This window comes from Polyangiaceae bacterium (assembly GCA_020633235.1).
GTDB lineage: Bacteria > Myxococcota_A > Polyangia > Polyangiales > Polyangiaceae > JACKEA01.
In genome coordinates this window covers 290894-316449 of record JACKEA010000001.1, presented here as the reverse complement: position 1 = coordinate 316449, position 25556 = coordinate 290894, and the positions used below count along the sequence as shown (strand labels likewise).

The 25556-nt window shown below is 68.0% G+C and carries 21 protein-coding genes; 13 read left to right on the top strand and 8 right to left on the bottom strand.

Annotated features, from left to right (window positions below):
• Positions 1-92 precede the first annotated feature (92 nt).
• Entirely contained in the window at positions 93-1142 is a 1050-nt protein-coding gene (locus H6717_01445) for a hypothetical protein (GenBank protein ID MCB9575675.1), read from the bottom strand.
• A gap of 122 nt (positions 1143-1264) precedes the next feature.
• Here H6717_01445 and H6717_01440 point away from each other — a divergent pair, with 122 nt between their 5' ends.
• Together H6717_01440 and H6717_01435 are read left to right on the top strand one after the other, a co-directional pair.
• The gene (locus H6717_01440) at positions 1265-1999 is read left to right on the top strand and encodes an extensin family protein (protein MCB9575674.1); all 735 of its coding nucleotides are present in this window, start codon (positions 1265-1267) and stop codon (positions 1997-1999) included.
• Between the two features lie 44 nt (positions 2000-2043).
• The gene (locus tag H6717_01435) at positions 2044-3045 is read left to right on the top strand and encodes a hypothetical protein (protein MCB9575673.1); all 1002 of its coding nucleotides are present in this window, start codon (positions 2044-2046) and stop codon (positions 3043-3045) included.
• Positions 3046-3048: 3 nt separating this feature from the next.
• On the opposite strand, the gene H6717_01430 is transcribed toward H6717_01435, so the two are convergent.
• A complete protein-coding gene (locus tag H6717_01430; protein ID MCB9575672.1) occupies positions 3049-3819 on the bottom strand; it encodes an enoyl-CoA hydratase/isomerase family protein in 771 nt (256 codons plus the stop codon).
• Between the two features lie 82 nt (positions 3820-3901).
• On the opposite strand from H6717_01430, the gene mgtE reads away from it, so the two are divergent.
• The 3 genes from mgtE (at position 3902) to H6717_01415 (ending at position 8432) form a co-directional block, all read left to right on the top strand.
• Entirely contained in the window at positions 3902-5281 is a 1380-nt protein-coding gene (mgtE, locus tag H6717_01425) for a magnesium transporter (GenBank protein ID MCB9575671.1), read from the top strand.
• Positions 5282-5389: 108 nt separating this feature from the next.
• On the top strand, positions 5390-8167 hold the full coding sequence (locus tag H6717_01420) for a HEAT repeat domain-containing protein (GenBank protein ID MCB9575670.1): 2778 nt from the start codon (positions 5390-5392) through the stop codon (positions 8165-8167).
• Between the two features lie 67 nt (positions 8168-8234).
• Positions 8235-8432 carry a hypothetical protein gene (locus H6717_01415; protein ID MCB9575669.1) on the top strand — a complete coding sequence of 66 codons (198 nt, stop codon included), beginning with the start codon at positions 8235-8237 and terminating at the stop codon, positions 8430-8432.
• A 1-nt stretch (position 8433) separates the two neighbouring features.
• Here H6717_01415 and H6717_01410 read toward each other — a convergent pair whose 3' ends face one another.
• Positions 8434-10266 carry a protein kinase gene (locus H6717_01410; protein MCB9575668.1) on the bottom strand — a complete coding sequence of 611 codons (1833 nt, stop codon included), beginning with the start codon at positions 10264-10266 and terminating at the stop codon, positions 8434-8436.
• Between the two features lie 133 nt (positions 10267-10399).
• Here H6717_01410 and H6717_01405 point away from each other — a divergent pair, with 133 nt between their 5' ends.
• A complete protein-coding gene (locus H6717_01405; GenBank protein ID MCB9575667.1) occupies positions 10400-11737 on the top strand; it encodes a hypothetical protein in 1338 nt (445 codons plus the stop codon).
• Between the two features lie 3 nt (positions 11738-11740).
• On the opposite strand, the gene H6717_01400 is transcribed toward H6717_01405, so the two are convergent.
• Together H6717_01400 and H6717_01395 are read right to left on the bottom strand one after the other, a co-directional pair.
• Entirely contained in the window at positions 11741-12238 is a 498-nt protein-coding gene (locus tag H6717_01400; protein ID MCB9575666.1) for a hypothetical protein, read from the bottom strand.
• Positions 12239-12297: 59 nt separating this feature from the next.
• Complete coding sequence (locus tag H6717_01395) at positions 12298-13662, bottom strand: sigma-54-dependent Fis family transcriptional regulator (GenBank protein MCB9575665.1); 1365 nt, start codon at positions 13660-13662, stop codon at positions 12298-12300.
• A gap of 97 nt (positions 13663-13759) precedes the next feature.
• Between H6717_01395 and H6717_01390 the strand changes: the two genes are divergently transcribed.
• Complete coding sequence (locus H6717_01390) at positions 13760-14971, top strand: DUF1343 domain-containing protein (GenBank protein MCB9575664.1); 1212 nt, start codon at positions 13760-13762, stop codon at positions 14969-14971.
• A gap of 1 nt (position 14972) precedes the next feature.
• Here H6717_01390 and H6717_01385 read toward each other — a convergent pair whose 3' ends face one another.
• Positions 14973-16343 carry an aminopeptidase P family protein gene (locus H6717_01385; GenBank protein ID MCB9575663.1) on the bottom strand — a complete coding sequence of 457 codons (1371 nt, stop codon included), beginning with the start codon at positions 16341-16343 and terminating at the stop codon, positions 14973-14975.
• 221 nt (positions 16344-16564) lie between these two features.
• On the opposite strand from H6717_01385, the gene H6717_01380 reads away from it, so the two are divergent.
• The 3 genes from H6717_01380 (at position 16565) to H6717_01370 (ending at position 18733) form a co-directional block, all read left to right on the top strand.
• Positions 16565-16834, top strand: a complete 270-nt coding sequence (locus H6717_01380) for a hypothetical protein (protein ID MCB9575662.1) — start codon at positions 16565-16567, stop codon at positions 16832-16834.
• Between the two features lie 82 nt (positions 16835-16916).
• A complete protein-coding gene (locus tag H6717_01375) occupies positions 16917-17918 on the top strand; it encodes a DUF692 domain-containing protein (protein ID MCB9575661.1) in 1002 nt (333 codons plus the stop codon).
• Positions 17915-18733 carry a putative DNA-binding domain-containing protein gene (locus tag H6717_01370; protein ID MCB9575660.1) on the top strand — a complete coding sequence of 273 codons (819 nt, stop codon included), beginning with the start codon at positions 17915-17917 and terminating at the stop codon, positions 18731-18733. The genes H6717_01375 and H6717_01370 overlap by 4 nt, the downstream gene beginning before the upstream one ends.
• Before the next feature lie 60 nt (positions 18734-18793).
• On the opposite strand, the gene H6717_01365 is transcribed toward H6717_01370, so the two are convergent.
• Together H6717_01365 and H6717_01360 are read right to left on the bottom strand one after the other, a co-directional pair.
• A complete protein-coding gene (locus tag H6717_01365) occupies positions 18794-20494 on the bottom strand; it encodes an acyl-CoA dehydrogenase family protein (protein ID MCB9575659.1) in 1701 nt (566 codons plus the stop codon).
• 17 nt (positions 20495-20511) lie between these two features.
• Positions 20512-22356, bottom strand: coding sequence for an HDIG domain-containing protein (locus tag H6717_01360; GenBank protein MCB9575658.1), 1845 nt, complete (start codon positions 22354-22356; stop codon positions 20512-20514).
• A gap of 155 nt (positions 22357-22511) precedes the next feature.
• Here H6717_01360 and folP point away from each other — a divergent pair, with 155 nt between their 5' ends.
• The 3 genes from folP to H6717_01345 are packed head-to-tail and all read left to right on the top strand — an operon-like array spanning position 22512 to position 25469.
• Positions 22512-23309 (top strand): dihydropteroate synthase, encoded by a 798-nt coding sequence (folP, locus tag H6717_01355; protein ID MCB9575657.1) that lies wholly within the window; start codon positions 22512-22514, stop codon positions 23307-23309.
• Positions 23239-24510 (top strand): TIGR00159 family protein, encoded by a 1272-nt coding sequence (locus tag H6717_01350; protein ID MCB9575656.1) that lies wholly within the window; start codon positions 23239-23241, stop codon positions 24508-24510. The genes folP and H6717_01350 overlap by 71 nt, the downstream gene beginning before the upstream one ends.
• Positions 24507-25469 (top strand): YbbR-like domain-containing protein, encoded by a 963-nt coding sequence (locus tag H6717_01345; GenBank protein MCB9575655.1) that lies wholly within the window; start codon positions 24507-24509, stop codon positions 25467-25469. The genes H6717_01350 and H6717_01345 overlap by 4 nt, the downstream gene beginning before the upstream one ends.
• Positions 25470-25556 lie beyond the last annotated feature (87 nt).

The following is a 25556-nucleotide window of genomic DNA, read 5'->3' as shown; positions in this document are numbered from 1 at the left end:
CCTTGCCGCGGTGGAGTACGGTGCCGCCGGCCATGTACTCGGACTCGTAGGCGTCCGCCATGAGCCGAAGCTATCTCCGCGGTTGGACGCGCTCAAGCGGCGCGGCGCTTGGCGAGCACGCCGGGCAGGGACAACGCGACGATGGCCGCCACCACCAGGGACGCGCCGAACAGCTCCACCGCGCCGGGGGGCGACTTCCCCACCGCGAAGTAGAGCGCGAAGCTCGCGGAGATCCCCGCCAGAATGCTGGAAGCGCGGTTGACCGGCACACAGAAGCTGTTTTCGCGCCGATCCAACAAAATCAGACCGCCAAAGATGCCGGTCCCCTGGCTGAGCACACCGACCACCAGCACTTCGAGCACGCGCGAGTTCTTCCACACCTCCGTGAACCCGTGGCGCACGTCCTGCATCAAGTCCCCTTTGCCGATGATGGCGAGGGTGGCCAGCGCCAGCACCACCACGGGCGTCGCCGTCATCTGCTCTTCGACGAAGTAGCGCTTGGTGGCGTTGGGATCCTCGCTCTTGGCGAGCCGACTCATGAAACGCAGCCGCACGAAGTAGCCGCCGAGATACACCACCACGTCGATCGCGGCGACCGTCGTGACCGCCAAGCTGCTCTTGCTACCGCCGAAGAACGCCACCAAGAGCGCGCCCATGCTGAGCGAAAGCGCCACCCAAGAGAACCAGCGCACGTGACGCCGACTCACGAAGTCCACGATGGGCGCGATCACGAGCACGCCACCGCGCATCAACAGCATCATGAACACGATGGAGACACCGTCGAAGGTGTACGCCAGCGTGGTGGTGGCGATGATGGCCGCGGTGCACACGCCGGATAGGAACGTCCACACGTTGGGCATCGGGAGCGACACGCCCAGCACCGTCTTGTGCCCCGCGAATTGCCACCAGCGCATGGCCGTGATGAACACGAACATGCCGACGAGGGACGCCAGCGTCGTCAGCGGCAACAGCTCGAAGCCAGAAATCCCCCGGGGCATGCCGGCGAACAGGCCGCTGGAGAGCCCCTTCGCCAGGGCGCTGTAGGGCACGTAGCAGGCGAAGTAGCCGAATGCGTAGCCCCAGATGGACCAGTCTTTGATGCTCCTGTCCGACAAGACGAAGGGCGCAGCGTACTCCCCCATGCCGCGTGCACGCCAATCACAGCCAGGTGCCCAGGATGATTGCGATCATGCTGGTCCGCCGCGGAAACGCCCCACCCCGGATTTTGCCGCGGTCGCCCTGGTTCGTTAACCTTCCGCCCCTCGTGCGACGGATCGGAACAGCTCGGCGCCTGACGGCCCTCGTCGCGCTCGCCCTCGCGAGCGTGGCGTCCACCGCGCAGGCGTCCAATCCCTACTTGGAGGCGCCGCCCTTCGCGCAGGTGAAGACCACGCCCGCCTACGAGCACGCGAACCTCGACGGCGAGGCGGCGATCGCAGAGCTTTCTCACAGAGGAGTGCCCTTCGTGCGTGTGGCCGAGGACACACGCGGCGTGCGCACCCCGGTGCGCCTGACGGGCCCTCTGCACGGCGTGAGCGTGCACTCTGCGCTGCCGGAAAAGCAGCGCAAGGACAGCCCCTACGAGATCCTGGACGCGCGCCTGGCGTTGGCTCTGGACGACTTCTGTGCGCTGTTGGCCGAGCACGACGTCGTCGAGGTGGTGCACTACACGATGTACCGCCCGCCGCCCAAGAGCGTGGACGCCCCGCAGTTCCGCCACCCCGGCGCCTTGGCCATCGACGCCGCCATCTTCAAGAAGAAGGACGGCACCACCCTGAACGTGAACAGCGACTGGCCGTCGGCGGTGGGCGCCAAGACCTGCGGCTCCGGCGCGCGCGTCCCCGGCAGCGCTCACGGCAAGGAGCTTTCGGCCATCGTGTGCGAGGCATCACGCCGTCGCATTTTCACCTACATGCTCACGCCACATTTCGACGCCCACCACGCGGACCACCTCCACCTCGAGGTGAAGCCGGGCGTTCGCTGGTTTCTGGTCAACTGAATCGCAGCGGCGCCGTGCTATGGTGCGGGCTTCGGAGGATTTCGATGCGGCTGCTTCGTTTGGTTGTGCTTTCGGTGCTCGGCGCGAGCTTTCTTTTGGCCTGTGGCAGCGACGACGAAAAGGGCGGTGGCGGTGGCAGCGGTGGCTCCACCGGCGGCGCCTGCGTGCCCACGGCGGCGGAGTGCTACCAGGCGGGCCCCACGGGTCCCGGAGCGGAGTGCTTGGCCAAGGCGGACAACACCGGCAAGGACGTGTGGCAGGGCCGCATCTCCCAGATCACGATCAAGGGTCCGGAACGCTTGGCCCAGCAGCTGGTTCAAGTTGCCATCGTGGACAACGGCATCAGCTTGAACCAGCCGGCGTGCCTGGAAGACGGCGAAGGCACCTTCTCGTGGCTCTTCGAGTTCGACAAGGCCAACGGCAAGCTGAAGACCGGTGGTGGGCTGCCGATTCAAGACCCCGCCGCGGGCGCGTGCTTCCTCACCATGACCAACACGCCGCTGCCCATCGCACCCATTACGGTGGACGTGAGCATCGACCCGGACGGCCTGGGCTTCACGGCGTCGAACATCGACGTGTACGTGCCCATCTTTCCGTCTCCCACGGAGCTCAACAACCCGATCATCTTGCCGCTGCACAAGGTCAACCTCACCGGAAAGTTCAGCGACGACACGCACAACTGTATCGGCAAGTTCAATGGCCCGGAGCTGGAGCCCGCCAACAACTGCCTGCCGGACGTGACCGTGGGCCAGCGCAAGTGGACGGCGGGCGCCTCGCTCGACGGCTACATCACCGTGGACGAAGCGGACCAGGTCTACGTGGAGGAGCTCGGCTCCACCCTGTGCGTGTTCCTGGCCGGAATCGGGCAGTGGAAGGGCACCGACGGCAGCTGCAAGACCAGCGACAAGTGGAACAACGGGGAGCGGCCGGACGGCGACTGGTGCGCCAGCACCAACGCGGCGGCGGACGCCAACTGCAAGGACGCCTGGCATCTCGCGGGCGACTTCGCGGCGTCGGCCTTCAAGATCACCGGCGACTGCCCCTGATCTTCAACGTCCCTTGAACGCGGGGGCGCGCTTCTCGAAGAACGCAAGCACGCCCTCCACCGTATCCTCGGTCCGCACCAGTCGCTCGAGGTCGTCGAGCTCGCGGGCGCGGATCTGTTCGGAGCTTTCGCCCCGCGCCACGCGCTCCACTTGAGCGAGCCCGGCGCGGAGCGCGAGCGGCGGCAGCGCCGCGAACGTCTCGCACAGCGCGCGGGCTTCGGCGTCGGCATCCTCCGCCACGCGATCCACGAGACCCCACGCGAGGGCTTCCTCCGCGGACAGCCGCCGACCGGTGAGGAGCAGGTCCCGGGCCCGCGCCGGACCAACCAAAGGAATCAACCGTTGTACGGCGGCCCAGCTCGGCAGGTACCCGCGCTGGATTTCCGGCAGTGCGACGTGGGCGTCGCGAGCGATGACCCGGAAGTGGCAAGCGAGGGCGAGCTCGAAACCGCCGCCGACGGCCGGACGGCGCAAGGCCGCCACGACCGGGATGGAGAGCGCGGCGATGCGATCGAGGATCGCGTGGGCACCACGGGTCCAGCTGGCCAGGCCGTCGGGCTCCGCGAGCGGTCCGACGGCGCCCAGGTCGGCACCGGCGCAGAACGCCACATCGCCCTCCGCCCGGAGCAGCAGGGCGCGACCCCCCTCCGCACCGGCCACGCGCTCCACGGCTTGCCCCAGCGCGTCCAGCTGGACCTGATCGAACGCATTCGCCTTGGGTCGGGCCAGAGTAATGGTGAAAATCGGAGGATCGAGATCGGTGAGGACCGCCACGACGCCGATCTAGAGGGGTGTGAGGCGCGCCTCAAGGCGCGATGCTTTTCAACCTGACAAAAGGTCTGCTAATTCGGCGCCCATGCGTCTGGCACGGCTGATCGGTCCCGAGCTGGAGACGCTCCTCCGGGAAAGCCCGGGTGAAGTCCGCGAGCTGCTGGACGAGATCCACCCGGAGGACATCGCCGACGTCATCGACGAGCTCGACGACGAAAAGGCCACCGAGCTGCTGACGGAGCTGCCCACGGACTACGCGGCGCAGGTCTTCGAGCGTCTGGACGACGATCGGCAGACGACCCTGGCGGAGCGCATGGGCCTCGACTCCACGGCGCGTCTGGTGACCGAAATGGACGCCGACGAGCGCGCGGATTTCCTGACGATCCTTCCGCCCGATGTGGTGGCGCCGCTGCTCGAGAACCTGGAGCGCGTCGATCCGGAGGTCGCCGAGGACGTTCAGGAGCTGACCCGCTGGCCCGAGACCAGCGCCGGCGGTCTGATGACGACGGACTACGTGTCCGTCTCGCCCGACCTGCGCATCGCCGACGCGATCGAAGAGATCCGCAAGCGAGCCGACGAGGCCGAGACGCTCGACACGGTCTACGTCGTCACGGGTGAAGAGCACCTCGTGGGCTACCTCACGCTGCGCCACCTGCTGCTGGGGGATCCGGGCGATCTGGTCTCGGAAACGATGGCGCAGAACGTGATCAGCGTACCGCCGGAGCTGGACCAGGAAGAGGTGGCCCGCAAGCTCGCCAAGTACGACTTGAACACCTTGCCCGTGGTGAACCAGAAGGGCGAGATCCTCGGCGTCATCACCTCCGACGACATCCTCGACGTGATGACCGAAGAGCAGGCGGAGGACGTCCAGAAGATGGGCGCCATCGAGCCCATCCGCGAAGGCTACTTCGACGCTTCCTTCGCCGAGTACATCCGCAAACGCGCACCCTGGCTCTTGATCTTGTTCCTCGGCGGCTACTTCACCACCACCGCGATGCAGGCCTACGGCCCGGTGCTCTCCGCGGTAGCAGAGCTTTCTTTCTACGTGCCGCTGCTGATCGCCGCGGGGGGCAATTCCGGGTCTCAATCCTCCACCTTGGTGATCCGGGGCCTCGCGGTGGGCGACATCGAGTCCAAGGACTGGTGGCGCGTGCTCGGGCGAGAGCTGCTGCAGGGGTTGGTGCTCGGTGGGCTCCTGGCGCTCTTGGGTGTGCTGCGGGTGGTGATGGCGGGTGGGTCGCCCCACTTCGCTGGGCTGATCGCCCTCACCATCGTGGCCATCGTGGTGATGGGCTGCGTGGTCGGCGGGATGATGCCGCTGCTGCTCCACCGCGTGGGCGTGGACCCGGCCACCAGCTCGACCCCCTTCATCGCCACGCTGGTGGATGTGCTGGGCATCGTCATCTACCTGTCCCTGGCCCGCTGGCTGCTGGCCGACGTCCTGGCCAAGGCCCTGGCCCACTGATCCGCAGGCCGGACGGCGCATTCCGTTGACATCCGAGGTGCCGCCGCGACAATTCCCCATCGCAGGGATGATGGCCCCCCGTCCGGGGGAGACCCTCGACGCACATCCATGGCCACCCTCAGCTCCAGCATCGTGAAGAATGAAGTCGCGTCCATGCGCGACGTCGAGGAAGCGCTGGCGCGACAGGTGTTGTACGGGGGAGATCTCGCGACCAACCTGCTCGAGCTCGCGGCGGTGAGCGAGGCGGCGCTGACGCGCTTGCTCGCCGAGAGCCACGGCCTGGAAGCCGCGCCAGATGGTGCATTGCCCACGACCAAGGACGGGACCCTGCGGCTGGTGCCCGGCGAGCTCGCGTTGCGGCACGGCTTCTACCCGCTGAAGGAAGAAGGCGGCACGCTGACCATCGCGGTCAGTGAACCGCTGCCTTCGGAGGTGGAATCCGATCTCACCTTCTCGCTGGGCGTGGTGCTCCGCCAACAGGCAGCACCCCAGGTGCGGATCCGGCAAGCGATCAGCCGGGACTACGGGCTACCCATGGACCGCCGCACGCTGCGACTGGTGGCGAAGCTCGAGGGGCGGCCGGACCCCAGCCCGAGCTCGATGCCCGCGGCATCCCGCGCAAGCCTGTCCGTGCCGAACCTCCCGCGACCGGCGAGTGTGCCGCCCATCGCGTACTCCGCACAGAACCCGCCGAAGACGCTGGCCTCGGCGCCGGCGCCGGCGAACGTGCCGCCGTCCGCGCCTCCTCCCGTGGAAGTGGCCCGCTCGGCGACGGGCGCGCCCCCAGCGGCGGAGGTGGTGCGCACTTGGATTTCTCCGCGGGAGCCCGCGAGCTCGACGGCGCCAGCGCCTCGCCCCCGCGGACGCAAGCGCCACCGGGGCCCGTACACCGCCGCCATGGCGGAGGAAGACCTGATGGAGGCGGACTCCCGAGACGACGTGCTCGGCGCCTTTTTCGACTTTGCTTCCCAGTACTTCGAGTACTCCGCGCTGTTCGCCGTGCACTCCGATCTGGCCGAGGGGCGCGACGCCGACGGCCCGGGGGCGGATACCACCAAGATCCGCGGGATCGGCGTGCCCATGGATCTGCCGAGCAGCCTGTCGGCGGTTCGGGACGCCAAGGCCGTCAGCGTGGCGACCTTGGGCCGGGAGGGTATCGACGCGAGCTTGGCAACGGACCTGGAACGCCCCGTTGGCGCCCAGGTGATGCTGCTCCCGGTCGTGGTGCGCGCGCGAACCGTCCTGATCCTCTATGGAGATCACGGCGACAGCGACGTGACGCTCTCCGAAATCGGCGACGTGCTGGCCTTCGCTCCGCTGGTGGCCGCCGCGCTGGAGCGCGTGATCCTCAAGCGCAAGCTGGCCACCCGGCGCGACGTCGAGAACGAGACTCCCACGGCCAGTCTGCCGCCGGTGGTGCGCCGCAAGCGCCACAAGATCCCCGCTCCAGAGCTGCGGGCCGAAGCTCTCGCTCGAGCCCTGTCGCCGGCGCCGCCGCCCACGGCGGCCGCGCCGGAGACCGGCCACGAGACGCCCGTCGCGAAGCGGCAGACCGACCTGCCGCCGACTCCCGCTGAGTCGCCCATCGCGAAGGCCCCGCCCAAGAAGCGCACGCCGCCCCAAGGCACCCCCAAGCTGGACGTCGATGCGCAGCCGTTTCCCCTGACGCGACGCACGCCGTCCCAGACGCCCCCACCCAGGAGTGACGAAGAGCCTCCGGAGGACGGCTGGGACGTGGCCTCGAAGCCGCCGCTCCAGCGCAAGGAAACCAAACCGGGCATCGGCAAGAAGACCACCCCGGGTCTGGCACCTCCGAGCAGCCACGACTCGGGACCCCGACTGGAGCTGGTGAAGGAAGAAGACGTGGATCTCGACGAGTACCGCAGCAGCGACTCGGACTCGTCCATCACCCAGCAGCTGGAGGTGCCGCTGGCGCCTTCTTCGCGAAAGGTGGCGTATGGACCGCGGGCGCTGGCCCGAAGGCACAGCTCCCCTGGGCTCAAGCTGCCCTCGGTGATCGTAGACTTGGAAGAGGACTGCCGCGCCTTGGTGGAGCGGCTGCTGGACGGCGACACCACGGTGGTCGACCAGCTGGTGGACTTCGGCGACGCCGCCATTCCGACGTTGGTGGGCGCTTTCCCCGGCCCGATCCGTCCCGAGCTCGCACGCCGCTTGGGGGAGCCCACCGCGCGGGCCTCGGACTGCGGCCCCATCCTGCGAACGCTGGTCCGTATCGGCCCCAATGCCACGGCGTTCCTGGTCGTCCGAACCGCGGACGGCGACCCCGTGGTGCGGCGATGGGCAACGTGGCTTCTGGGGGAGATGCCGAGCCCGGACGCCGCCAAGGCGGTGGTCCGGCGCGCGGTCGACGACGACGCCGAGGTTCGCCGCGCTGCTGTGGCCGCCGGCCGAATGATGCAGCAGGACGTCGACGCCCGCACCACCCTGCGGGACGGCCTCGCGATCCTGGCGGCGGATCCGACTCAGTCCGAAGAGCTGCGCTACGCCGCCATCGAAGCCATTGCAGACTTGCGTGATGGCCGCGCGGTGCCGCGCCTGATCCCGCTGCTCTCGGACGACAATGACGAAATCGTGAAATCCGTGCACTGGGCGCTACGCGTCTTGGCGCGCAACGACTTCGAGACGGACGCCAAGGCCTGGAGCGACTGGTGGCGCAAGAACAGCAGCCGGCATCGAATGGAATGGCTGATCGATGCGCTGATGCACGACGACGTCCGCATCCGCCGGGACGCAGGGGAAGAGCTCAAGGCGCTGTCCCGGGAGTACTTCGGCTACTACGAGGATCTGTCCCGAAAGGAGCGAGGGCGGGTCCAGGAGCGGTACCAGGAATGGTGGGAGTCCCGCGGCAAAGCTCGCTTCTATTGACCTGAATTCGCTGCAGTTTCCTGGGGGGCCTCGACTCCATGGGGACCCTGTGCGAAAAGGCGGGCCGATGAGCGACGAGCAACTCGATACCGCCCTCCGCGCTGCCAACGTCGCGCTGACGGGGCGTCAGCGCCGCGAGGCCAGCCGTTTTGCCTCCATCGAGCTCCGCTTCGAAGATCCCCGCACGGGTCCGTGGGAAATCGCCGCGATGACCTCCGTAGCCCTCGCCTCGGTGCTGATCGTCCTCGGCGTCTGGTTCCTGTGAGCTACTTGCAGTTGGTCCGGCTGAGCTGCGCCTGAGCAGGCCCCCCTGCGCCGATCGAAGATGCGGCGTTGGCAGCCGAACGCGCGCCCGCACAGTTGCCCAAGAACGCGCGCTGCTTGACCACCCCCGGAGCCGCGGCTTGGATGCGCCCCTTGGCGGTGTTGAGGGCGCCGCCGCTGCCACCAGTGGACGCGCACTTGTTGTAGAGCGAGACCGCGCCCTCGATGTTACCGGACTGCGCGGCGGAGCCGCTCGCCGTGCACGCGGCGTCCCCCGTCGGCCCGGAAGGACGGCCGGGTAGCTTCAAGCCGCCGGGGGGCTTCGCGGTGCTCGTAGGCGGCGGAGGCGGCGGGGGTTGCGTCGCCGTGGGCGGCGGCTGCGTCGCCGTGGGGGGCGGAGGCGGAGGGGGTTGGGTGGGCGTGGCCGTGGCCGTGGGGATGGGCGTCGTTACCACCGGCGGCAAGGTGATCGGCGGTTGGGTGGTCTTGGGCGGCGCCGGCGCCTTCTTCGAGGACGTTTGGGTCGGTGCCGTTTCGGGAGGCGGAGGCTCTGCCGTGGGCGCGGTCGTGCCCTCCACCAGAGGCGCTATCTCGGTGGTGCCCGACTGCGTCGGGGTGGGTTGACCCGGCTCGGAGCCGGAGCTGCCCGGACTCCCGGGCTTCATGTACAGCGCGGCGGCCACGAGGCCCATGGCGAGCGACACCCCGCCCACTGCGAGCACCCATCCCATCTTGGAACGCCGCATGGGCGGCGGCGGAATGGGCGCCGCCACAGCGGCTTCGGTGCTGTACGCCGGAACCACCGGAGCGCTCTCGGTGCGGGCGCGGCCCATCGGGCCATCCCCCGGCTCGGTGCGGCCCGGCCCGCCGGGCTGGGTGCGGACTCGGGGCGGCTCTCCGCTCAGCTCCCGGTAGAAATCGAGGGCATGGCGCGGCCGGTCCTCGCGCTGCTTCTCCAGGGCGTGCAGCACCGCCCGCTCCACCTGCTGCGGGATCGGCTGGGAGGTGAGTGTGCTGGGCGGCGGCGGCGCCTCGGTCATGTGCTTCGAAGCCCACTGCCAGGGAGTGTCGGCATCGAAGGGCAAGCGCCCGGTGAGCATTTCGAAGGCGATGATGCCCAGGGAGTAGATGTCGCTCTCGGGGCTCACCACCTCGCCGGCGAGCTGCTCGGGGCTCATGTAGGGCGGAGTGCCGAGCACCATGCCCTGCTGGGTGAGCTTGGTCTGGTTGTCGGATTGCGGACCGATGCGCTTGGCGATGCCGAAATCCAGCACCTTGACGAAGTCGTCCTCACCCGCCCGAGTGGTGAGCACGATGTTGTCGGGCTTCAGATCGCGGTGAACGATGCCCAGGTCGTGCGCCTCTTCCAGAGCGCCACACACCTGCCTCAGGATGCGAAGGGTGCGCTCGACGGGGATGGGGCCTTCTTCGATGAGGTCGGTGAGGGAGCGTCCCTTCACGTACTCCATCGCGATGTAGAGCTGTCCCGTGGGCGTCTCACCGAAGTCGTAGAAGCGAATCGTGTTCGGGTGCTCGAGCTGCGCCACCGTTCCGCTCTCGCGGTGGAATCGCGACACAATGGCGTGATCGTGGGACAGCTCCGGTAGCAGGGTCTTGATCGCGACCTTGCGCATGCCCTCGCCCATGCGCTGCTCGGCCTCGTACACCACGCCCATGCCGCCCTCGCCGATGACGCGCTTGATTCGGTAGCGACCACCGACCACCTGCCCGATGAGCCCACCGGCATCCGCCGCGGGATCCGGGAGGGGCGAGCCGCAACGCTGACAGAAGCGTGCTTCGCTCGGGTTTTCGGTGTTGCAGACGGGGCAGTCCATGGGTTTGCTAGAAGATGAGTCTCAACGATTCAGACGGACATGGGGCGGCATGGATTTGTTCGAGATTCGGCCCCCGGGCCAAAAAATGTAGAAAGCGCTACGGGATCCTGTACTGAACGCCGTTCTAGGCGTCGTGGTTAAAGCGACGACCATTTTGGGACTCATTGCCGCGCTGCTCGTGGGGGGCACGAGCTCCGCAGCCCCCAATCGCCCCCACCTCGTTGCCGGCAGCGTGAGCATGCGCGGCGTTCTGTACGACGTCGGCAAGGACGGCTCCACCTGGGAGATGCCCGGCAAGGCAAAGGTCCGGCTGGCCGCCGGTAGCAGCATCCGCATGTTCCGAACGCCGCAGTATCTCCAGCTGTCGCCGGGAAAGCCCACGCGCACCTACACCATGGTGCTGGTCACGGGCACCGCGTACGTGGACACGGCGGGATCGGAAACGGCGGTGCTGCTCACGACGACGGACAAGGTAAGCGCCATCGTGCGCCACGGGCACGCGGCGCTCGCACATCGCGGCGCCGAGCACGCGGTGCTCAACAGCGACGCTGAAGTGCTGCTCTCCACCGGCGGTGGACCCTACGCAGCCGTGGCCGCTGGGCGTCGCATCGGCATCGACCGCGAAGGAACGCTCAGCGACCGGCCCATTCCGGCGGCTCCGGTCTTCCAGGGCGGGTCTCGGGTATGGGTCGCCAACGCGGGCATCGCGAACGTGAGCGGCGTGGCCTGGACCGCCACCGGCAAGAGCTACAGCGTGACCCTGGGGGAGCAGCAGTTCCTGACGAAGACCGCCACGCTTCCGAGCACGAGACTACCCACGGGGCGCCACGAGCTCGTGGTCACACCTCTCGACGAGCTCGGACTTCCGGGCACGCCCTCGAAACCGTTGGCCATGTACGTCGTGCAAGCGGTCGTGCCGGAAGGCTCCTTCGTGGATGCTCGGGGTGTGGTCCGCCTGGGACGCGGACAGGCCGTGAGCTTCGAGGGCAGCACCGGCCTGAACGTGAGCTACGGCGCCGAGGGCAGGTTCTTCCGCGCCCATGGAGCCATTCAGCTGCCGGAGAATCGACCGACCACGGTCTACTTCCACGCGCCCGGTTCCTTCGAGCTGGCCCGAACCCGCGTGGAGCCCCGTGGCATCGAAGCCCGCATTTCGTTCACGCCCAAGAACGCCGTGTGGCCCGACCAAGCGCTCCATGTCCGCGTCGCCCTTCGCGATCGGGAGGGCGCCGCCGCCCCCGCGTGGATCGAACCGCACGTTCGCGTGTTGGTCGGCGTGGAGCCCGTGGAGCTGGACGTGGAAAAGCGCGACGACGGCCTTTGGGCCACGGTTCCACCCGCCGATACCCCAGGCCCGTGGGTCGTTCGGGTGGAGGTAGAAGACCAGTACGGCATCCCCCTCGGACGCAACTTCACCGAGGTGGCGCGGGCCGTCCCGCGGGCGAACGAGCGCGTCGCCCGCGGGCGCTGAGCCTCACTTCTTCTTCTTGTCGTCCGCGGAGTCGTCGGCCTTCGCTTCGACGTGAACTTCCCACTCCACGGTCTCTTCGGGTCCGGTGAAGCGCGGAACGATGACCGCCTTCATCGCGTTCAGCACGCAGTTGCCCACCTGCGTTCCCTCGAAGGGCGCGGCGATGGAGGCGTCCTTCACGTGGCCGTCGTTGGCGAACAGCAGCGTCACGTGAGCCGTCCCCGTCGGTCCCTCTTCGGTGACGACACCCGGGCACGTCTCACCCGAACGCTCGGCGCGCTTGAGCTCCAGCTCCGTCTGCTTCTTGTCGAACTTGGCTTTCTTCTCCAAGTCCGTCTCCTCGGCGGAGCCTTGATAGTCCTTTTCCTGCGCCTCCTGCTCCGCCCCCATTTGCTCTTGCTCGGCGACGATTTCTTCGGGCGTCTTGACGCCCTGGCCTCCGTAGGAGGGCCCGCAAGCGGCGACGAAGAGGAACGCGAATCCCAGAGTGACCTTGCGCATGGCGCGAATCCTACCGAAGGGCCGGGGCCCGGTCCAAGCCCGTGGTGACCGATGCCCGGTCACAGGTCGGTGATCTGGTAGTCCTTGATCTTGTAGAGCAGGGCGCGGTGGCTGATTTCCAGGACCTCGGCGGCCCGCGTGCGGTTGCCTTTGGTCTTCTGCAAGGCCCGCCGAATCAGGATTTCCTCGATGATTCGCATGGTCTTCTTCACCGACAGCTCACCGCTGGAGAGCTGCATCTGGACCGGGTCCCGCGCCTCGCGAATGCGCTCTGGCAGGTCCGCCGCCACCAGCTGGTCCCCCTCCGCCAGGACCATCGCCCGCTCGATGGTGTTCTCCAGCTCACGCACGTTACCCGGCCACGAGTACTCGTAGAGCAGCCGACGGCATTCGCTGTCGAGGCCGCGGATGTTGGTCCCCAGGCGAGCGTTGTTGCGGGTGACGAAATGCTCCACCAACAGGGGAATGTCCTCTCGGCGATCGCGCAGCGGCGGAACGTGGATCGGCAGCACGTTGAGGCGATAGAACAAATCCTCGCGAAAACGCCCCGCCTTGGTCTCGGCCATCAAGTCGCGATGGGTGGCGGCGATGATGCGCACGTCCACCTTGACGTCCCGCGTCTCGCCCACGCGCCGGATCTTCTCGTCCTCGAGCACCCGGAGCAGCTTCACCTGCAGTCCCAAAGGCAGCTCGCCGATCTCGTCCAGGAACAGCGTGCCGCCGGTTGCTTCCTCGAACAGACCCCGGCGGTCGGCGACGGCGTCGGTGAACGCCCCTTTCTTGTGGCCGAAGAGCTCGCTCTCCAGGAGGTTCTCGGGGATCGCGCCGCAGTTCACCGCGACGAAGCTGCCGCCCCGTCGGCTGCTGCGCTGGTGAATCGCCCGTGCCACCAGCTCCTTGCCCACGCCACTCTCGCCGGAGACGAGCACGGTGGTCTTGTACTCGGCGATCTTTGCGATGGTTCGGAAGATGTCCTGCATCTTCCCGCTCTTGGCCAGGATGTCCTCGAACTTGTTCTCCTTGCGGATCTCCTCCCGCAGCGCGCGATTCTCCCGCCGCAAGAGCTCGCGCTCCTCCGCCTTGCGCAGCGCCAACACGACCTCGTCGGGCTTGAACGGCTTCTGGACGTAGTCGTAGGCGCCGCCCTTCATCGCCTCGATGGCGAGGTCCGTGTTGCCATAGGCGCTCATCACGATGACGGTGGCGTCGTTACCCTTGGCCTTCAGGGTGGCCAGCAAATCGAGGCCCCCCATCTTCGGCATGCGCACGTCCGTGAGCACGAAATCCGGGCCGAAGGTCTCCACCAACCCCAAGGCCTCCTCGCCGCTCTCCGCGGTCTCCACCTCGTAGCCGTTGCGGCGCAACAAGGTCTTGAGCACCAGCCGGAGGTTTTCCTCGTCGTCGACTACCAGGACACGCCGCACTGCGAAAAAAAGTTATACCAGGCCCCTTTCGCCCGCAACTGATTGCATACCGCGCGCTCCGTTTCCGTATCCTCCCGAATCTGATAGGAAATCCGCCATGCTTTGCGGTATCGACCAGGTCCTCGGGGGACAGCTCACGGCACTTCGTCGGCGGTTGCGCGACGCACGGGTGGGCGTGCTGACCCACGCAGCGGCCGTGGATCGGCGCGGGCGACCAACGCTTGCGGTGCTGGACGAGCTCGGCGTCAGCGTCGCCGTGGTCTTCTCCCCGGAGCACGGCCTCGATGGATTGGCGCAGGCGGAAGAAGCGGTCGTGGACGCCGGCGATCAGGACGGCGCCCGCGTGGTGAGCCTGTACGGCAAGACGCGCGAGTCGCTGTCGCCCACGGCGGAGGATCTCGGAAGCATCGACGTCCTGGTCGTCGACCTCGTGGACGTTGGCGCGCGCTACTACACCTACGTCTGGACGGCGCTCCTCGCCGCCCGGGCCGCCGCCGCCGCAGGAGTGCACGTGGTGGTGCTCGATCGCCCGAACCCCCTCAGCGGAGATCCGAGCTATCTCGAGGGCGCGCCCCAGGCGGAGGGATTCACCTCCTTCGTCGGGCTGGAGCCGCTGCCGATCCGTCACTGTCTGACCGTCGGCGAGATCCTCGCGCTGTTCATCGAACGCGACGGTCACGCGCTCGGCGCCGCCGGCGCACTCTCCGTGGTGCGCACCGTCGGCTGGGAGCGCCATCACACGGCCAGCGCGTGGAATCGCCCCTTCGCGCCGCCATCCCCCAACATGCCGACGCTCGAAACGGCGCTGGTGTATCCCGGCGGCTGCTTGGTCGAAGGCACGAACCTGTCGGAAGGCCGCGGTACCACGCTTCCCTTCCAGCTCGTCGGCGCCCCCTTCTTGAACGGGGAGGAGCTGGCGCAGGCCGTGAACGAGCACGGCGTCCCCGGCGCCCAGGTGCGCCCGGCGCGGTTCCGGCCGAGCTTCGAGAAGCACGCCGGAGAGACGTGCAGCGGCATCCTGCTGCAGGTGACGGAGCCCGGTATCTTCCGGCCCGTCGCCGCCTATCTCACGCTGCTGGCTCTGGCCAAGCGCCAAGCTCCCGACCACTTCGCATTCCGCACTCACGCCTACGAGTTCGAAGCGGAGATCCCCGCCTTCGATCTGCTCACGGGATCCGCCCAGGCGCGGGAGGCCCTGGACGCGGGCGCCGCCGTGGAAGACGTGGTGAGCTTGGTCTCGCCGGTCGACCCGAGTTGGTCCGACGCCGTTCGGACCGCAGAAGAGCGCGTCGCCCGCGCCGGCGCCTGACTCAGCGCACCGCGGCTTCCACTTCGGCGATGGTCTTCGGAATCGCCGCGGTCAGCACCTCCGAGCCCGTCTCCGTGATCAGCACGTCGTCCTCGATGCGAATGCCGCGCACGTCCGCGAAGCGCGCGAGCTCCGCGGTGTTCAACGCGTCGGCCACGTCTCCGAGCTCCTCGGCGTTCTCGAGGATCTGCCGGATCTGATAGAAACCAGGCTCGATGGTGACCGCCATGCCGGGCGCCAAGTCGCGGTCCAATCGCAAGAAGCGGTCGCCACGCGACTCCGCTCGGCTGCGCCCCGCCGCGTAACCCGCTCGGTCCCCCAGGTCCTCCATGTCGTGAACGTCGAGGCCCAAGAGGTGCCCCACGCCATGGGGAAAGAACACGCCGGCAGCCCCGCGCGCGTACAGGTCCTCGGGATCGCCGCGGAAGATGCCGAGCTCCACCAGTGCCGCCACCAGCGCATGCCCCGCCGCGCGATGCACGTCCAAGTAGCGGACCCCGGGCCCCACGCGCTCGAGCGCGGCGCGCTGCGCCGAGAGCACCGCTTCGTACAGCGCCCGCTGCGTCGACGAGAAGCGCCCCGTGGTCGGCCAGGTGCGCGTGACGTCCCCCGCCCAGCCTTCCGGGGTTTCCGCGCCAACGTCCGCCAGCACCAGATCGCGCTCTCCCAAGCGATGCGTGTGGGTCTCGTTGTGCAGCACCTCGCCGTGCACCGTGACGATCGACCCATAGGAGCACGTCATGCCGCTGGCGATGATGCGCGCCTCCATCGCGGCCCGCACGTCGGCTTCCCTGAGCCCCGGCTCCGTCGCCGCCATGCCGGCCACGTGCGCGTCCGCCGTCGCCTCGGCCGCTTGCCGCAGCTGCGCCACGGCGGCCTCGTCGTGCGAGAGCCGAGTCTCGATCATCGCCTCCGCGAGTCGCAGATCCGCACCCTCCACGTCCGCGCCGCCACCCGCTTCCAAATCTCGGTCCAGCGCCTCCGCGAGCCACACCGTGGTCTCCAGATCTTGAGCCGGAAGTGTCGCCGTGCCCGCGGGCACGGCCAGATCGTCCACGCTCCTCACCTCGATCTCGAGCTCCTTCGCGAGCGCGTCGAGGGAGGGCGCCGGCCCGGTCCACATCGCCTCCGCCGGATCCGGCGCTGGCGCGTACAGCACCGCACCCTCGGGACGAAGCAAGAGCCCTGCGCCTTCGATGTGGCGACCGATCAAGTAGAGGAAGTGACTCTCCGCCCGGAAAGGAAAACGATTGTTCGGAAAGTTCCGGGGGCGAGCGAATCCGGATGCCAGCAGCGCGGGCTCGGCGAGCTTCGCCGTGAGGCGCTCACGACGAGCGCGAAAAGCCTGAGGAGGGCTGTTCTTGGGCCACATGGAAGTTCTCCCGACCGATCCGAGTCCGCTGATCACTCGTAGTTTTGGATTGAAGCTGGACGGCCGGACAATTTGTGCGGAACCTGGCCGTTCGACAATCCTACCAGTTACACTCACTCGGCCCTTTCGAAACCGATTCGGAAAGGCCACCGTATGCGAGCTACCGAGGGGTAGAGATACCTTCCGGAGCTTTCCGGGACAACCGAACAGGAGAAGCGTGGATGGCATTCAATCTTTCCAAAACGATCGCGACCGCCGCCTCGACCGGGCTCATGCTCGGCGCCCTCAGCGCCTGTGGAGGTAGCCAACCCTCCGCCGAGGCACCCGCCGCCGGAGATCCGGCCGCTGCCGCTGCCGGCGCCAAGGAGTGCTGCAAGGGCAAGAACGAGTGCAAGGGCAAGGGCGGCTGCGCCGTCGAGGGCAAGAACGAGTGCGCCGGCCAGAACGGCTGCAAGGGTCAGGGCGGCTGCAACGCCCACTGCCCCCAGTGAGCCCGACCACAGGTTGGTGACCGTCGCGGCCCGCTTCGAGAGCGTCGAAGCGGGCCGTGGTATTTCTGCTCGCTGAGCTTCCATGACCGAAGACAAGTCTCCCCGACTGGGCACGCCCGATCTCGGCGTCGGCGTCGGGCTACGCGTGCCTCACTACCGCGCCATTCTCGAACAACGTCCCTCCGTCGACTTCTTCGAGATCATCAGCGAAAATTTCATGGTCGAGGGCGGCAAGCCGCTCTACCACCTCGACGCCGTGCTCGAGAGCTACCGCGTCGTGCAACACGGCGTGTCCCTCGGCATCGGCAGCGTCGAGCCGCTGAACCAAGATTACCTGCGCCGCCTCAAGCAGGTGCTGCGCCGCGTGAAATCCCCATGGGTCAGCGATCATTTTTGTTGGGGCGGCGCGGCAGACGTCAATCTGCATGACCTCTTGCCGTTGCCGTACACCGCGGAAGCCGTGAAGCTCGTCGCAGAGCGCGCACGGCAGATCCAAGACTTTCTGGAAGTCCCTTTCGCCCTGGAAAACACCTCCAGCTACCTCAGCTACCAGCAGAGCACGATGCCGGAGTGGGAGTTCGTGTCGGAAGTGGCGGAGCGCGCCGACATCGGTCTCTTGTTCGACGTGAACAACGTCTACGTGTCCGCCTACAACCACGACTTCGATCCCTTCGAGTTCGTGAAGAACGTGCCGCATCATCGCATCGTGCAGATCCACCTGGCAGGGCACACCAACTTGGGCCGCTACATCATCGACACCCACGACGGCCACGTCATCGATCGAGTGTGGGAGCTGTACCGCGAGACCATCGAGCGCACGGGGCCCGTGTCCACGCTGATCGAGTGGGACGATCACATCCCGGAGCTGCCGGTGTTGCTCGCCGAAGCAGAAAAAGCCCGCGGCGCGCGGAACGAGGCCCTCGCGGCGCGCGCGGCGCGCGTCGCCCGGGGGCTCCCCGCCGGCGCCGTGCCCCCGCGCCCGGAGCCCTATCGCTTCGAGCGACGCGCCGCGCCGAACGGTCCGCACGGCTGGCAACAAGGTGGGCCGCGCGAGAGCGCCGCCACCGACGAGGCGACACCGTGAGCGAGCTCGCGGATCTCCAACGCTGGATGGCGGATGCGCTTCAGCGTCGCCGGGCCGTCGAAAAGGACCCCGCTCTGGTGGAACGAGCGCGAGTGGAGCTCACGGGCAACGATCGCGTGCGCCCCGAGGAGCAGCTCGAGATCTATCGGGAGCAATTCTGGCTGCGCCACACCAGCTGCTTGCTCGAGGACTTCGAAGGACTGGCCGGCGTCATCGGACAGCAGGCCTGGGAGCGCTTGGTGGAGGGCTACCTGGAAGCGCATCCGCCCAAGAGCTTCACCCTGCGGGACCTGGGCAAAGAGCTACCGGCCTACGTGGAAGCGCAGACCTGGCTCGATCACCACGAGCTCTGCGTCGACATGGCGCGGGTGGAATGGTGCTACGTCGAGGTCTTCGACGCCGCGGACTCCCCGCCCCTCGACCCCATGGCCCTGGCAAGCATCGCCGACCCGGACTGGCCCCAGGCGCGTCTCGAGCTCACCCCCGCTCTGCGCCTGCTCGCCGTGAGCTACCCCGTGGCCAGTCTGCGCCGAGAGCTTCGCACCGCAAACGGCAGCGCCGTCGCCATCCCCGAGCGCGAGCCGCAGAAGCTCGTGGTGTACCGCGCGAAGAACCGCAACATGTTCCATCAGGTCCTCACGGACACGGCCTTCGCCCTGCTCTCGGCGCTCGCCGATGGACTTCCGCTCGAGCCCGCCTGCGAGCGCGCCCTGACCGAGGTGCCCGAGGCCGAGAGCACTCTCGAGGCCTCGCTGGGCGAGTGGTTCCAAGACTGGGCGAACCGCGGTTTCGTCGCGGCGGTCCGTGTGCAGTAGCGCGGGCGGCGGGGCGGCGACCGCGGCGGACCGACAAACTCGAGCGCATCTCACAACCTGCTAGAATACGTCGAAGGGGTAGCCCTTGTCGGTGTAGGTGCGTGCAGCGATCTCTTTGCGGAGCTCGTCGTCGTTGTGCTCGAGCCGCCCGAGGTGAGCGCGCATGCGGCCCTGGGCAGCGGTCGCGAACATGGTGACGAGATCGATCTCGCGGCGGGCGCCCCCTTCCCCCCGGCTGGCGATGGCGGCCGAGGCGCGGGAAAGGCAAGCGGCCAGCGCGTAGAGGTCGATGGCCACGTTCGCCAGGCGCTTCTGCGTGTACTGCATCTCCGCGATCTCGCGGCCGTGGTCCTTGAGGGCTCGGGTGGCGCTTTGATGCAGCGCTTCCGTCGCCTCTTCGAACATCACCACTTCCCGCGCCAGCAGCGGATGCGCGCGCGTCAGCCGCTCCCGCCGCAGGGCCTCCCGGAGCTTCTGCGGTGCGAACCGTCGCAAGAGTCCGAAGCTCTTGAGCGGCTCGTACATCGCGCTCTCCACCTCGGCGAGCTTTTCTCCCGGGCCCCGCAGCCCGGCCAGCGCGACGAAGCAGCGCAGGGTCTCGTTGGTGCCGTCGAGCACGAAGCCCACGCGAGCGTCGCGCAGATGGCGCTCGAGGGCGTCCGTCTCCACGTAGCCGCGGCCCGCCACGATCTGCATGGCCTCGTTCACCACCCGCCACAGGGCTTCCACGCTGGCGATGCGACAAATGCCGCTCTCCAGCGAGTAGTCCTCCACGCCGCGGTCGGCGAGACCGGTCGTGAGGTAGGTCATGGACTCCACCGCGAAGGCGTCCGCCATCATCTTGGCGACCTTGTCCTTCAAGATGGGAAACTCTCCGATCACGCGGCCGAAGCTCCGGCGCTCCTGCACGTGGGAAACGATGCGATTGATGATGGCACGGGCCTGACCGAACATCGCGGCAGAGAGCACCAGGCGGGCATCGTTGAGCACCGCCATGGCCACCTTGTAGCCCTTGCCCACTTCCCCCAGCACGGCCTCGGGACCGAGCACGACTTCGTCGAAGTGCACGGGCGTCACCGCCACGCCGCGCACGCCCAGCGTCTTGTGCTGGCGACCGGACTCCACGCCCGGAGCGCGCTCCACCAAGAACGCCGTGAGCCGTGGCTTGTGGCCCTGATCCGGACGGCTGGTGCGCGCGAACACCGTGATGAGCCCTGCGCGATCCCCGTTGGTGACCCACGGCTTGGTTCCGCTCAGGCGCCACACCTTGGCTTCGTCGTCGTAGCGAGCCTCGGTGCGAATGGTCGCGGCATCCGTGCCCGACGCGTGCTCGGTGAGAGCAAAGGCGCCGAGCAGCTCGCCGGTGGCGAGGCGCGGCAAGTACCTCTGCTTCTGCTCCGCGCTGCCGAAGGTGACCAAGCTCCGAGCTGCGATGGCGCCGTGGGTCGCGAGCATCAAGCCCAGGGAAGCGTCCGCCGCGGCCAGCTCCTGGATCACCCGGGCGTGGGCGGTCTGACCCAAACCGGTGCCGCCATACTGCTCGGGAACGCCCAAGCCGTAGAGCCCGAACTCCCGGAGCTCACCCAAGACGCGATCGGAGATCTCGCGATTGCGATCGATGGCGGCAGAGTCCACCTCCGCATCCAAGAAGCGCCGGAGCTGCTCGAGCAGCGCGCGCAGGCCGTCCTTCTCTTCCCGTGACAGCGCGGGGAACGGAAAGATGAGCTCTTCGGCCACGACGCCGAAGAACGCCGCTTTCATGAAGCTCTGCTCTTCGCTCACGACGGCTCGTCCTCGGGCTTCGGCACGGGGGCCACCTCGGGAAGCTCCGTCGCGCTCAGCGTGGGCGTGAGCTCCACGCCGGCTTCCGGTGCCGGCGGCGCCACCATGCTCTCCGGCCGGGACACCTCGATGTCCGGAGCGGAATCCCGCACGGCGTTGGAAGGCACGCCGAACTCCTCCGCGCGCTGCGCCTGCCACTGATACTTGATGCGGTGGTGGTGCATGTTCACGAGCGTGTCCGCCATGCGATTGATGATGATGCGCAGATCCGTCATCTCCAGGCCGGACTCGTCGACCTGTCCCGACTTCAGCTTGGTGAACACCACCCGCTCGATCATGTGCTCGAAGGCTTGGCGCTCCGGCGGATCGATGGTGCGGCTCGCGGCTTCGATGGAGTCCACCAGCATCAAGATGGCGGTTTCCTTCGTCTGCGGCTTCATGCCCGGATAGCGGAAGTGGCTTTCGTCGAGCTCCTTGGGATTGCCCTGCTGCAGGCACTTGTTCCAGAAGTACTCGACCAGCTGCGTGCCGTGATGGGTGTAGGCGAACTCCACCACGGGCTCGGGGATGCCGCCCTCCCGGAGGATCTTGGTGCCCATCACCACGTGCGCCATGATCGCGTCCGCGCTCACCTCGGGATCGAGGTCGTCGTGGGGTGAGCGTTCGTCGGGGCTCAGGTTCTCGACGAAGTACTTCGCCTGCGCCGTCTTTCCCAGGTCGTGATAGTAGGCGCCCACCCGCGTGAGCAACGCATCGGCGCCGATGGCGCTGGCCGCCTGCTCCGCCAGGTTCGCCATGGCGCGCGAGTGCTCGTAGGTGCCGGGGGCCTCGTGAGACAGACGCACGAGCAAGGGCTGCTCCAGATCCGACAGGTCCAGCAGCCGCTCCCGCGGCACGTTGCCCAGAAGCCGCGCCGCCGGCGAGCGCACCATGGCGGCCAGCACGCCGCCCACCAGCCCGCCGCCCAAGCAGGCCAAGAGCTGCGAGCTCTCCAGCCGCATGAAGTCCGCCCACACGTCGAAGTGACCCTCGAACGTGATCACGATGGCCACGTACAGCGCGGCGGACGAAAGCCCCGCGAAGAGCCCGGAGGTGAGCATCTGCCGGGAGTGCTTGCGGTCGAAGTAGAGCAGCGTGGCCGCCATCCCTCGCGCCAGCATCACGCACAGCAGCACCAGGTCGAACTCCAGGAGCGAGGCGATGATGAACGCCAGCACCACGGTGACCAGAAACGCCGTGCGCCGGTCGAAGCTGGTGGAGACCCACAACGGAACCGCGGCCAGCGGTATCCAAAACTCGGGTAACGCCGTGAACAGCAGCAGCGCCTTGGCCACGATGGCCAGGAGCCCCATGCTCACGATCACGCCGATCTGCACCCGCAGCAGCCGGAGCCGGCTCTGGCCGAACTTCCGCAGGTAGGCCGTCAGGGCCATGGTGAGGGTGAAGAAGATGGCGTAGATGCCGGCCAGCCGCGGCCAGCGGGGGGGCCGGTGGAGCGACTCGTAGATGTAGGCCGTCCAGTGGGCCTCGGCCTTGGGGTTCAGCACGGTGCCGATGGGCACCAGGGCCCGGGCGTGCAGGTAGGTGAGGTCCGCCCGCCCCGTCATCCGGTCCCGGATGATGCGCGGCCCGTAGGGAACCCGCAGGGTCACGGGCGCAGGTTTGCCGAAGACCGGCGCCCAGCTCGGGACATACCGGTCGCCTGCCTGAATCGCCGTGAGAATCAAGGCGAACAGCAGGCTCATCACGAGGCCGGCAACCGGTCCGGCTCTTACCCGAGTGCGCAGCATGCTCTGGGCGCCCGGGCGCTGCCTGGCGCCCGACCGGACGCTAGTAGGCATTCTGGGGTGGCCGCAATCGAATTGGTCCCAGCGTACAAATATTTCGTTCGAAATCCCGGTGTCTTGCGCGTCGGCCCAGGTCTTGCTACCCGGTATTCGTGGGGCGTCCGGATGACCTGATCCTATCCGCGGTGGCCGAAAAGGGCGCCGCGCTGATGGGCGTCCTCAATACGACGCCGGACTCGTTCTATGACGGCGGTCGTTACGACCAGGTGGCGGCCGGCATCGCGCGGGTGGATGCGCTCCTCGAAGAAGGAGCGGACATCATCGACATCGGCGGCGAGTCCACGCGACCGGGTGCCGAGCCGGTAGCTGCCGCGGAGCAACTGCGGCGCATCACGCCCGCCCTCGAGCACGCCGTCGCGCGCGGCGCCTGCGTGAGCGTCGACACCACGCTGCCGGAGGTGGCGGCCAAGGCCCTCGCGCTGGGCGCCGAGATCGTGAACGACGTCTCGTGCCTCGCGGACCCGGAGCTCGCGCGCGTCGCAGCCCACGCGGGCGCGCCCCTCATCGTGATGCACTCCCGCGGCCCGATGAGCAACATGGCCGGCTTCTCGCAGTACCCCAAGGACGGCTATGGTGACGTCGTGGTGGACGTGCTTCGCGAATGGCGCGCCGCGCGGGATCGCGCACTGGCCGTTGGGATGACCGAGGCCCACGTGTGGCTCGACCCCGGGCTCGGCTTCGCCAAGAACGCCGAGCAGTCCTTGACGCTCTTGGCGCGGCTGAGCGAGCTGTCGCACGGCACGCCCCTCGTCGTCGGACCCAGCCGCAAGTCGTTCATCGCCGCGCTGGACGGCGCGCCACCCGAAGAGCGCCTGGGCGGCACCATCGCCGCGTGCTTGGCCGCCGTCGCGCGCGGCGCCAGCGTGCTCCGCGTGCATGACGTCTCGGCCGTACGGCAGGCCCTCGGCATGTCCCGCGCCCTCACGCCGGAGGTGGCCCGTGCTTGAGCGGATCGGCGAGTATTTCGCGCAGCGTTCGCCCACGCAGCTGGCGCGGGACGCGCTGGACATCCTGCTCGTCTACTACGTGGTGTACCGCGCGCTGCTGGTGCTGCGCGGCACCCGCGCGATGCAGGTCGGCGTCGGCCTCGGCGTGGTGTTCGTCTTCTACCTGGTGGCGCAGTGGCTGCAGCTGGTCACGGTGCTCAGCATCCTGGGCGCCCTCATCAGCAGCATCATCCTGGTCATCGTGGTGGTGTTCCAGAACGACATCCGCCGCGGACTCATGCGCGTGGGCAGCCGCGCCTGGCTCGGCAGCTTGACCCGCTCTCACGAGTCCAAGGTCATCGACGAAGTGGTGGAAGCCGCCACGGAGCTCGCACGCCACCGCATTGGCGCCATCATCACCTTCGAGCAGGACGCGAACCTGGACGAGTTCGTCGGCGCGCACAAAGGCCACGTGATCGACGCGGCCGTCTCCCGCGAGCTGCTCGTGAGCATGTTCATCCCCGAGGGCATCAACAAGCTCCACGACGGCGCCGTGGTCATCCGCAACCTGCGCATCGCCAAGGCCGGCGTGTTCTTTCCCATGCCGGAAGCCCGCGTGGTGGACGAGAGCTTCGGCTCCCGGCACCGCGCCGCCCTGGGCATCACGGAAGAGACGGACGCCGTGGTGGTGGTGGTCAGCGAAGAGCGCGGCACCATCAGCTTCTGCTTCAACGGCAACATCGCCTCCAACCTCGATGGCCCCAAGCTCCGCGCCATGCTGGAGGCCATCTTCAGCCCCAAGGTGCGCAGCAAGAAGCGCAAGGGCGGCAAGCGCCCCACCCTCGGCTCCGTCATCGCCGAGGCAGAGGCGCCCCCCTCCGCCAAGCCGGAATCCGAGCGCGCCACCACCGCACCGGAAACGCCGAGCCGCACCCCCGAGCCGCCGGCACCGGAAGAGCAAGAGGAAGAAGCGCCGGTCTCGGTGCGGGATCGGGACAGCGAGCCGCCGGCACCGCTGCGCCCTCGCGTCAGCTCCACGGACGACGCGCCCGCTTCGGTGGGCCGCATCAGCACGGTGCCGCTCCGGCCCAGCGGGCCCAGCCGCGCCATCGAGATCATCCACACGCCGTTGCCGCGCGTGAGCGACTCGCCCCGCATCTCCAGCACCGGGGACGACGACGCCGAGGACGACGGCTCGTCGCGCGGGAGTGATCCCTCGTGACCAGCCTGATCAAGATGCTCACGGATTGGTTCCGAGAGGCGTTCACCGCGAACCTCGGGCTCAAGCTCCTGGCCATGACCTTCGCCCTGGGGCTGTTCGCGTATCAGCGCGGGCAAGAGGATCAGCAGCAGCGCACCATCCCGGTGGGTGTGGTCATGCGGCTGCCGCCGGACTCGGCCAAGCGCGAGCTGATGACCCCCATCCCGGCGAGCATTCACGTCACCCTACGGGGCTCCACCCGCGCCATCGATCGCCTGATCCAGACCGGCGTTGCTCCCGTGGAGATCGATCTCCGGGATGGCCAGAAGGACACCGTGGTCTTCGAGCCGGGCATGTTCACGCTGCCGCCGGACGTGGAAATCACCATCGTGGACCCGCCGAGCATCGATCTCGAGTGGCAGGACGTGGTCACCCGCCAGATCCCGGTGCAGGCCTCCATCACCGGAAAGCCAGCCGAGGGCTTCGTGGTGAAGGGCGAGCCCGAGGTGGATCCGCAACAGATGACAGTGCGCGGCCCGGTGAGCCTGGTGGAGACCATGCAGTTCGTCCGCCTCGCCGCCTTCGACGTGTCCGGCCTCACGGAAGGCGTGTACCGCCGTCCCATCGCCATGGACGCACCGCCGAACCGCATCAGCTACATCGGCCCCAAGAACGCCACCGTCACCGTCACCATCGCTCGCCGCGTGAGCGAAGCGCGCTTCACCAAGCGCCCGGTGGACGTGGTGGGTGTGGCCACCGCCGTCACCACGCCCCGCACGGTGGACGTCACCATCATCGGCCCGCCGGAAGTGGTCCGCGCTCTGCGAGCGGAGCAGGTCGTGCCTCGGGTGGATCTCACCAAGGTGAAGGGGCTGGATCTGGAAAAGACCAAGCACGGGAGCGTCACCGCCAAGGTCACGGTGGACGTGGCCCACGCCGACGCCGAGATCCAGCCGCCTGATGTCGCCATCAAGTGGTGACACTCACGCCCGGGTGTGTGCCACGGGTGCCAGCGCGCGGCGATTCTCCCGGGAAAATCGCTGGCACGTGCCTTGCTACACACGGAG

What these genes read in the sequence shown, in the direction of transcription:
- H6717_01445 (MCB9575675.1), bottom strand. Translation starts at nt 1,142, where the DNA reads ATGGGGGAGTACGCTGCGCCCTTCGTCTTGTCGGACAGGAGCATCAAA.
- H6717_01435 (MCB9575673.1), top strand. Translation starts at nt 2,044, where the DNA reads ATGCGGCTGCTTCGTTTGGTTGTGCTTTCGGTGCTCGGCGCGAGCTTT.
- mgtE (MCB9575671.1), top strand. Translation starts at nt 3,902, where the DNA reads ATGCGTCTGGCACGGCTGATCGGTCCCGAGCTGGAGACGCTCCTCCGG.
- H6717_01420 (MCB9575670.1), top strand. Translation starts at nt 5,390, where the DNA reads ATGGCCACCCTCAGCTCCAGCATCGTGAAGAATGAAGTCGCGTCCATG.
- H6717_01415 (MCB9575669.1), top strand. Translation starts at nt 8,235, where the DNA reads ATGAGCGACGAGCAACTCGATACCGCCCTCCGCGCTGCCAACGTCGCG.
- H6717_01410 (MCB9575668.1), bottom strand. Translation starts at nt 10,266, where the DNA reads ATGGACTGCCCCGTCTGCAACACCGAAAACCCGAGCGAAGCACGCTTC.
- H6717_01400 (MCB9575666.1), bottom strand. Translation starts at nt 12,238, where the DNA reads ATGCGCAAGGTCACTCTGGGATTCGCGTTCCTCTTCGTCGCCGCTTGC.
- H6717_01390 (MCB9575664.1), top strand. Translation starts at nt 13,760, where the DNA reads ATGCTTTGCGGTATCGACCAGGTCCTCGGGGGACAGCTCACGGCACTT.
- H6717_01385 (MCB9575663.1), bottom strand. Translation starts at nt 16,343, where the DNA reads ATGTGGCCCAAGAACAGCCCTCCTCAGGCTTTTCGCGCTCGTCGTGAG.
- H6717_01380 (MCB9575662.1), top strand. Translation starts at nt 16,565, where the DNA reads ATGGCATTCAATCTTTCCAAAACGATCGCGACCGCCGCCTCGACCGGG.
- H6717_01375 (MCB9575661.1), top strand. Translation starts at nt 16,917, where the DNA reads ATGACCGAAGACAAGTCTCCCCGACTGGGCACGCCCGATCTCGGCGTC.
- H6717_01365 (MCB9575659.1), bottom strand. Translation starts at nt 20,494, where the DNA reads ATGAAAGCGGCGTTCTTCGGCGTCGTGGCCGAAGAGCTCATCTTTCCG.
- H6717_01360 (MCB9575658.1), bottom strand. Translation starts at nt 22,356, where the DNA reads ATGCCTACTAGCGTCCGGTCGGGCGCCAGGCAGCGCCCGGGCGCCCAG.
- folP (MCB9575657.1), top strand. Translation starts at nt 22,512, where the DNA reads ATGGGCGTCCTCAATACGACGCCGGACTCGTTCTATGACGGCGGTCGT.
- H6717_01350 (MCB9575656.1), top strand. Translation starts at nt 23,239, where the DNA reads ATGACGTCTCGGCCGTACGGCAGGCCCTCGGCATGTCCCGCGCCCTCA.